Raw genomic sequence first — 8,322 nt, 5'->3', positions numbered from 1 at the left:
GAGAAGACCGCCATTTTACCAGCGCCGAAACCTCTTTCAACAAATATCGCCAAGCGGGCGTCGATGCCATATACTTCATCAAAGCGGCATCGGCGGCGGACAGTATACCGAGCAAAGAGCGCGCCGAATAAGCGGTGCGAGGCGGAGTAAAATTTAAACTCGCGGCGGGTGAAAAAGGACAAAGCAACGACAAGCAAACAAGGGCAAAACAAAGCTGCAAGATAAAATTTAAAGCAAAGGAAGCGGTCATGGAAATTTCATTTTTTACGACGCTTGAGCCTTCTCTAGCGGGCGCTTGGATACCCTCATTTGCGATGGTGCTGATACAGTTCGCGTATATGTTTATCTACAAGGAGGTCGGCAAGCGCGCTACCGATACCTCCTGGTACACGCTCGCGGACAAGCGAAATGCGATCATAAGCTCGCTGCTGCAAGCGGCACTGCTTATTTTATCGGTGTTCGTGCCGCTTAAGACGGGCAGCGCGTGGTTTTGGATCGGAGCGGTGATCTATATAGCGGCTTTTGCGGGCTTTATCAAGGCGTTTTACGACTATGCGGCAGCTCCTGCGGACAGAGCCGCACAGGGCGGCATCTACCGGCTATCGCGCAATCCGATGTATTTCTTTTATTTCCTCGGCATGGCGGGCGTTTGCGTCGCTTCGGCGTCGCTGTGGCTACTCATAGTGATAGTGCCCTTTGTCGTATATAATCATCTCGTGGTACTCGGCGAGGAGCGCTACTGCGAGCAAACCTATGGACAGGAGTATCTAGAGTATAAGCGCAAGACGCCGAGATATTTTTTGTTCTTTTAGGGGAAGCGGCGCGCGATTGAGCTTTAAAGCAAAAGCTTAAATTTAGATAGAGCTTTTAAAATTTTAACTAGACTTGCGGGCTAATTTTAAAATTTCTCCCGAAATTTTAAGGACTGCGAGATATAGGCTTAAATTTAGACTAAATTTAAGCCCGAAATTTCAAATTTGCTCGCCGTCTAGGCTAAATTTAAAATGACGCAGCACTTAAAACACTATTTTAAATTTACGCTTGCGCGCACCGCAGCATCGTCAAGCGCGCGACTCCACCAACGGCAAAAGCAAACTATAACGACGGCTGCTAAGCAAAGCTCAATTCACTCTTATATCCGTAAGCAGCCTAATTTCCGCTCGCATACGCAGACAGGCTGCTCGGATCCTCAGGAGCTAACCGATCGTCCGAAATAGCGTCATCCTCGCCCGAAAGCACGCTCATCGCGCTGATACGCGATATCAGCAAGCGATCCTCGGCGATGTCGGCGCGATCCGAGCCGATAGTAAGCGACGTAATCGCCGTACGTCCGATGACTGCGCGCCCCCCGTCCATCGTACGAAGCCCCCAGATGTCGTGCAGCACCGCGGGCTTGCCGTCCACCTGCCCTACGTAGAGCATCACGTGGCCGGGCATATACAGCAGGGTTTTATACGCCACGCCGTTTTTGCCGATAAAGCTAAGCTTTTCATCCGCGCTCATCCCTGCCAGCGAAAAACGCTCGCCGCGGCCCGATTGCGCCTTAGAATTTCGCGGCAGCCACAGCCCGAAATTCGCCAAAAAGTCTTTCGTCATAAGCGAGCAATCGCGAAGAAATTTATACCCGCCCCAGCCGTATTTCTGCCCAAGCAGGTTAGCGGTTACGATCTTTGAGTTTTGCTCATCAAGCGGCGCGGGCCAGAGCCTCGCATCCTCCGCGCCAACGAAATATCTCTTACTGCCAAACTGAGTTAAAATTTCGCCGCCGAATACGCTCCGTACGCCGAGCGTGCCGCCAAGATCGCGCTCACCGCTAAAATCATACGGCAGGATCGTGCCGGTGCGCGCCCTAAAAAGCTCCGCGCCGCTTTCGTCATAAACGACTGCGCCGTCGCGCAGGATCGTTATAAATTTAGAATTTGCGTAGATATCCGCCTGCTGCGGGCTGATGCGCTTTATCGCGTCGCTTCTGATCCAGCCCCACACGCCGTCGTTGCGTACGAACGCCCACGCGCCGTCTCTGCTGTAATGCGACAGCAGCATCGGATAGCCCACGCCCACGGCGGAATTTGCGGCGTAATCAAACGGCTCGCCCTCCCCCGGCTCGCTCGGATCGCCGAAAATCGGCAAGTCGCTTGGGATATTTCGCAGCAGCGCGTTTTTTACCGTTATAGCGGGCTCAGATATTAGTCCGAACGCCTCTTCGTTCGCGTTTATACGAATGCTTTGGTAGATCGCATCGTCGTATATCCTGCCTGCGGCGTCAAAATGGCGCCCCTTTGCGTAATTAAGCCCCCAAAACGTATCGATTTCCGCTTTAATCGGCGCATCGTCAAACCAAATTTTAAAATAGTGGCTCTTAAACGCTTTTCCGCTTATGTTTTGCACCGACGCAGGAGCCGGCAGCCGCTCGCTGTTTTGAGCGTATTCGAGATCCAAAACAGCGGGATTTTCCGGGATAAACTTATGGACGGTTTTACCGCAACCTGCAAGGATTAAAGCCGCAAAGATAAGAGATACTAATCGTTTCAAACAAAATGCCTTTTAAAAAATTTTGGCTATAATTTTGCCAAAAAATAGGAAAAAACTTGATAAATTTCATCATCCAAAAGCTAAAAGATCGCAATATTTTCATCACGGGCGGCGCAGGCGTAGGCAAAAGCTACGTAATAAAAGAGCTCATCAAGGATTACCGCGCTCGCGGCAAGCTCGTCATCGTACTCGGCAGCACCGGCATCAGCGCCGTAGAGATCGGCGGCGTGACCGTGCATAGCTTCTTTCGCTTCGGCATTTGCAAAAACCACGAGGAGTTAAAAAGCTTCGATCGCAAACAAAGCGGCAAGCTAAGTGAGCTGCGAAAAATTTTAGCCCTCGCGGATCTCATCGTGATCGATGAAATTTCAATGATCGGCGCCGAGCTTTTCGAGATGATCTATCTTAGAATTTCAAATTCTAAATTTAATGGACGGCTGCTCGTTACGGGCGATTTTTATCAGCTTCCGCCGGTACGCAAAGAGGGCGAGAGCGCGCCGCGCGCGAGCCTATTTAGCGACTCGGATTACGCCTTCGGCTCCTACGCGTGGAGGCAGTGCGAGTTTTTTTACGTCGAGATGATAGGCTCTAAGCGCACTGCAGATGCGGCGCTATACCGTCTGCTTTGCGAGCTGCGGCTCGGCACCCCAAGCGAGCAGACGGCGGAGCTGATGCGATCTTTGCTCATCGATGCCGCACGAGCTGAGCCGAACGCTACGATAATCTCGGGCCGAAACGCCGAGGTGGATGCGATAAATAGCGCCAGACTAGCCAAGCTTAATGCGCCGCAGAGCAGCTTTGAGGGCGTTTATGAAGCGCTGCAAAGCGGAGTGAGCGAGCAGAAAATTCAAAAATGGATCGCCTCACTAAATACGCCGCAAAGTCTGACGCTGAAAGAGGGCGCAAAGGTGCTGTTTACCGCAAACAAAAGCGGTGAGTTTTTCAATGGCGAGCAAGGCGTCGTCGAAAAGATCGAAAAAAGCTCCGGCGGCGAGATCGAAAGCGTGGTCGTAAAAAAACCTTCGGGCATGCTAAGCCGTGTGCAGCTGCAAACATACGAACTAAGCGAGATCGCCGCAAGCGGCGCGGATGCCGAGCAGATCGTGCTGGCGCGGTATTATCAGTTCCCGCTCAAGCTCGCATACGCCATCACGATCCACAAATCCCAAGGCATGAGCATTCCGCAGCTCATTTGCGACATCGACAGGATCTTTGCCAAAGGACAGCTCTATGTGGCGCTTTCGCGCGCGACGAGCCTTGCGGGGCTCGGGGTGATATATACGCGCACAGAGCCTTTGCTGCGGTATTTGCAGCGCAACGCAAGTGCGGATGAAGCCGTAGTGAAATTTTATCAAGAGAACGAATTTTATAAAATTTCGGATCAAAAAATTTAAGGAAACGTATGCAACTAGACAAAGCGATAGCGCTAAGTAGAGCCAAACAAAAAAAGTGCATTTGCAAGGTAGTGATGATCTATGCCAAGATAGCATTTTTGTATCTGTTTCCGTTTATAGTGATGTTTTCGATCGATGCGGTATTTAAAACAGACGATGATACGGATTACAAGATGATCGAAGTCTATCTTGTATACGCGGTGCTTTTAATTTGTTACGTTGCTTATATTTACGACGACATTACAGGCGCCGCTTATGAATATAAACTGTTTTACAAAAAAGTTTTGGTGCGCACGGCGATCTCACAGGCATATCCGCAGCTTACTTATTCGCCAGGTCGCGGCATAAGCGCGAAGGAATTCAGACGAGCGGGGATCTTTGCAAACTCCGATTTTATCAGCGAGGATGATATAAAAGGCGAATGGGATGGGGTAAAATTTAGCCTCAGCGAGGCGATTAGAATCAAAAAGAACTACGATCTGGGCATAGACAATACTTATGTGAAGCTAGCTTCGCTTGCGATGAGCTTATATGATGCGTATATGGATTTTAGCGGCAGCGTGCTGATATGCGAATTCGGCAAGAGATTTTACGCCAAAACCATCTTGGCGAGCCGCGAGCTAAATACAAAAATTTTAGGCGAGAAGGAGCTAATGGACAACGTCGTTTTTAATAGCGAATTTCGCGTGTTTGCTGACGACAAGGTCGAAGCTCGCTATCTATTGACGCCTACGTTGATGGAGCGACTAAATGAGCTGAAGCGATACTATTATAAATTTAGCATCAGTGCGGCATTTATGGATAATAAATTTTACCTATTTCTAAACGGCGCGCCGAATCGCTTCGAAACAGAGCTATTTAGCATACCTCCAACAACCGGAACGGCGTATGCTCATCAATACGAACTGGCTGAAATTTTAGAATTAGTAAGCGAGCTGGGCCGCATAACCGGCGAGCTAGAAAGCAAAATTTAATCAGCCCGCATAATTTAAATTTAACGGGCTAAATTTGACCGCTCTATTACAGTCCCGCTTCGCCTCTTAGCCGCGCAGCATACATCTCGCGCAGGCGCGGTACGTATTTACCGACCGCACCGCCGCCGATCGCTCTGCCGTCTGCTTTTACGATCGGCAGCACCATCAGCGTCGCCGCGCTGATAAAGGCCTCATCGGCCTCATAAACCTCGCTCATTCCAAACGCCCGCTGCTCTACACGAAGCCCCGCCTGCTCGGCAAGGCCTAAGATCACCTTGCGGCGGATGCCCGGTAGTATGTCGTTTGAAAGCGGTCGCGTGATAAGGACGTCATCTTTGATGATAAATGCGCTGGAGCTCGAACACTCGGTAACGAGCCCGTCCTCGATCAAAAAGCACTCATAAGCGCCCGCCCTGTGGGCCTCGTGCTTTAAGATGCACTGAGCTAAAAGCGAGATCGATTTTATATCGCGCCTATGCCAGCGGATCTCGGGCAGGCTTACGATCTCGATCCCCTCTTTTGCGAGCGGATTATCAAAAATTTGCGTATGATAGACGAAAGCAAAGACGCTAGGCTCTATGCCGCGGACGTAGTCAAAATCGCGCATCGCGGCACCTCTTGTGATCTGAGTGTAGAAAGCGCCCTCGCTCACGCCGTCCTGCGCGATGAGCTCATATAAAATTTCCTCATATTTTTCGCGAGAATATGGAATTTTCAGCTCGATCTGCGCGGCGCTACGCTCAAAGCGCTCCCAAAAATCCGCTCTGTCGCAAATTTTAGAATTTACCACGGGTGCTACTTCATAGATGCCGTCTCCAAGCACGAAACCGCGATCAAAAGGGCTTATCGCAGCCTCTTTGGCTTTGCAAAATTTGCCGTTAATATAAACTATCTCGTCGCCGCTCATTCCGCTGATTTCAAACATAATCTCTCCTTGAAATTTCGCACCATTTTATCTTATAACAATTTAATTTAAGATATAATGCCGCAAAAATCGAAGGGAACCCGATGGATAAATCAAATTTTAAAGATAGGCTTTTAGAAATTATGTTTCATGTGTCGCATAAACCCGTGCTTTTCCGTGATTTGCTCGAAGCCAACGCCGAGTTTAACGACGGGATGCTCGTCGATCCTTCGAAGCTAAATTTTAAATTTAACTACGGCAAATCCTACGTTATCTTCGCTTGCTTCGCATTCGTCTGCGTTATGTTTTTGATAACGCTGACGCACGCGATGTTTGAAAAGATCGACTTTCACTTCTCCATTTTATTTACGATCATAGCGACGTCGGCGGTTTTTATCGGCTTTGATTGCTTTAAGGCGTGGGCTAGAAAAAAGCTAACCCACGAGCTCATCAAACGCGCTTGGGCGAACCATTTCCTCTACTTCCCTTACGAAAAATACAGCCGCATAGTCGAAAACATCTACAACGAAGCGCTCAAAAACGACGTGCCTAGACGCGAGCTAGAACAATACGTGCTAAGCAAAATCGTAGAAGTCGGCGAAAAATAGTTTTAAAATACCATAAAATTCTATAACGCAAAAAAGCATTATGATCCAAGCAAATTTTAAAATTTTATTGCAAAATATGCGGCACGTAGGCAAGACGTAAAAATTCCAGCTCGAAAAGCAAGCAGGTACGATGGATGAATTCCAAATTAAAATTCTATGCCAATACAGCAAAAACTGCACCGTAAATTACGATATATAAATTTTAATCAAAGCTTATACTTTCCTGCGCCACATTTCGCTACGGCTAAATTTCACTTCATAAAATTTATCTATCGTTTCTTAAATTCTAATCTCGTTCACTTACTGCCGATTTAGCAATCTGTATTATGTAATTGAAGTTATGTTTAACTATTTTAGGGTAAAATCACGCAATATCTAAGGGATAATATTAAATTTTAAGAAAAGGATAGTTTATGAAGCTACTTTTTTGCATTATTTTTGCACTTTGCAGCAGTGTTTTTGCGGGCAGTTTGGAGCAGATCAGATCTGCCGGAGTCGTTAAAATCGGTGTTCGTGATGGTAGGCCACCTTTTAGTGATGAAAAAAGTGGTAATTTCGAAGGCTTTGAAATCAACCTTGCAGATGCTATAGCTAAGAGCATATTCGGTGATAAGCGCGGTAAAGTCGAGTTCGTCCCTTTAAATGCCAGCGATAGGATCTCTGCATTACAAAACGATAAGGTAGATCTTGCAGTCGCGACCATCACGATAACGCAAGATAGAAAAAGGCAAATCGACTTTTCTTATCCATATTTTTCGATGAGTTTGGGAGTTTTGACACGTAAAAGCGACGGCATCAAAAGTATAGACGATCTTTCAAACAAAAAGGTCCTAGTAGAGGGTAGCGGGACTACGGCAGAAAATTTTTTGTATAAAAATAAAATCCACAATCTAATCCATTGCTCCATTACTACCGAATGCTATGATATGCTTAAGCAAGGCAAAGCCGATGCTTACGTTAACGATAATCTCATTGTACTAGCTTATTCCATTATCGACGACAATTTAGAAGTAGCAATCCAAAATCTAGGCAATCCGGAATTCTTAGGCATCGGAGTGCGCAAAGGCAATACCGAATTGCTTGATCTGATAAATAAAGAGCTTGTTACACTTAGTAAACAAGGCTTTTTCGAACGTTCTTATGATGAAACTTTCAAGCCATTTTATCAAGGCGCTGCAGATAAAAAATATTTCTTACTAGATGGGCTCTATGCCATATTTTAGGACGGAATTTAGCAGTGTTTTATCTAACGCCTTCGACTAAAACATCATTTATAATAAGCGGATAATATGCGAAATCCCATTTTAAGGACATAAAATGAAACTACTTTTTATAGCGGCTCTATTTTGTGCGGCGCTTTTTGCAGATAGCCTAGATCAAATCAGACAAAACGGCGTCATTCGCATCGGAGTGCGCGATGCTCATCCGCCGCTTTGCGAGTCTAATGGCGGCAAATTTGAAGGATTTGAAATCGATCTTGCAAACGCTATTGCTAAAGAAATTTTCGGCAAAAAAGAGGGCAAAATTGAGTTCATCCCGTTAAGCGTAAATGATAGAATTCCATTTTTAGAGGCAAATAAGCTTGATTTGGTGATCGGTCTATTTAGCATCACCAACGAACGAAAAAGAAAGATCGATTTCTCCATCCCCTACCTCTCCGTAAATTTGGGCGTATTAACGCGTAAAGCCGACGCTTTTACCGATATCGCGCAGCTTCATGATAAAAAGATCGTATTCGAAGGCGATGCGACAGTAGCCGAGAAATTTTTCAAAACCAAGGGATTTAAAAATTTAGACCATTGCGCTTCGGCTAAGGAATGCTACGAAATGATTCGAAATGGCGATGCGGACGGCTATATAAACGACAATCTCATAGTGCTTGCATATTCCGTCATCGATGATACTTTAGA

8 protein-coding genes are annotated in these 8,322 nt (G+C 46.8%); 6 read left to right on the top strand and 2 right to left on the bottom strand.

Annotated elements, in window-relative coordinates; all coding sequences use genetic code 11:
* The first annotated feature begins 248 nt into the window (after nucleotides 1-248).
* A complete protein-coding gene (locus Q0620_RS10515; protein ID WP_298785084.1) occupies nucleotides 249-812 on the top strand; it encodes an isoprenylcysteine carboxylmethyltransferase family protein in 564 nt (187 codons plus the stop codon).
* 337 nt (nucleotides 813-1,149) lie between these two features.
* Here the strand turns inward: Q0620_RS10515 and Q0620_RS10510 are convergent, their stop codons facing one another.
* A complete protein-coding gene (locus Q0620_RS10510; RefSeq protein WP_298785082.1) occupies nucleotides 1,150-2,532 on the bottom strand; it encodes an SH3 domain-containing C40 family peptidase in 1,383 nt (460 codons plus the stop codon).
* Between the two features lie 56 nt (nucleotides 2,533-2,588).
* On the opposite strand from Q0620_RS10510, the gene Q0620_RS10505 reads away from it, so the two are divergent.
* Nucleotides 2,589-3,926, top strand: a complete 1,338-nt coding sequence (locus tag Q0620_RS10505; protein WP_298785080.1) for an AAA family ATPase — start codon at nucleotides 2,589-2,591, stop codon at nucleotides 3,924-3,926.
* A gap of 8 nt (nucleotides 3,927-3,934) precedes the next feature.
* A complete protein-coding gene (locus Q0620_RS10500) occupies nucleotides 3,935-4,900 on the top strand; it encodes a DUF3137 domain-containing protein (RefSeq protein ID WP_298785078.1) in 966 nt (321 codons plus the stop codon).
* A gap of 46 nt (nucleotides 4,901-4,946) precedes the next feature.
* Here the strand turns inward: Q0620_RS10500 and Q0620_RS10495 are convergent, their stop codons facing one another.
* Nucleotides 4,947-5,825, bottom strand: a complete 879-nt coding sequence (locus Q0620_RS10495) for an aminotransferase class IV (RefSeq protein WP_298785077.1) — start codon at nucleotides 5,823-5,825, stop codon at nucleotides 4,947-4,949.
* Between the two features lie 83 nt (nucleotides 5,826-5,908).
* On the opposite strand from Q0620_RS10495, the gene Q0620_RS10490 reads away from it, so the two are divergent.
* From Q0620_RS10490 to Q0620_RS10480, 3 genes are all read left to right on the top strand, one after another.
* The gene (locus Q0620_RS10490) at nucleotides 5,909-6,412 is read left to right on the top strand and encodes a hypothetical protein (protein WP_297904971.1); all 504 of its coding nucleotides are present in this window, start codon (nucleotides 5,909-5,911) and stop codon (nucleotides 6,410-6,412) included.
* Between the two features lie 413 nt (nucleotides 6,413-6,825).
* Nucleotides 6,826-7,635, top strand: coding sequence for a transporter substrate-binding domain-containing protein (locus Q0620_RS10485; protein WP_298785076.1), 810 nt, complete (start codon nucleotides 6,826-6,828; stop codon nucleotides 7,633-7,635).
* 94 nt (nucleotides 7,636-7,729) lie between these two features.
* Nucleotides 7,730-8,322 (top strand): transporter substrate-binding domain-containing protein (locus Q0620_RS10480; RefSeq protein ID WP_298785074.1); only part of this gene is annotated, 593 nt, incomplete at its 3' end.

This window comes from uncultured Campylobacter sp. (genome assembly GCF_938017615.1).
GTDB lineage: Bacteria > Campylobacterota > Campylobacteria > Campylobacterales > Campylobacteraceae > Campylobacter_B.
The sequence above is the reverse complement of the archived record's forward strand: the minus strand, read 5'-3'. Positions and strand labels throughout refer to the sequence as shown.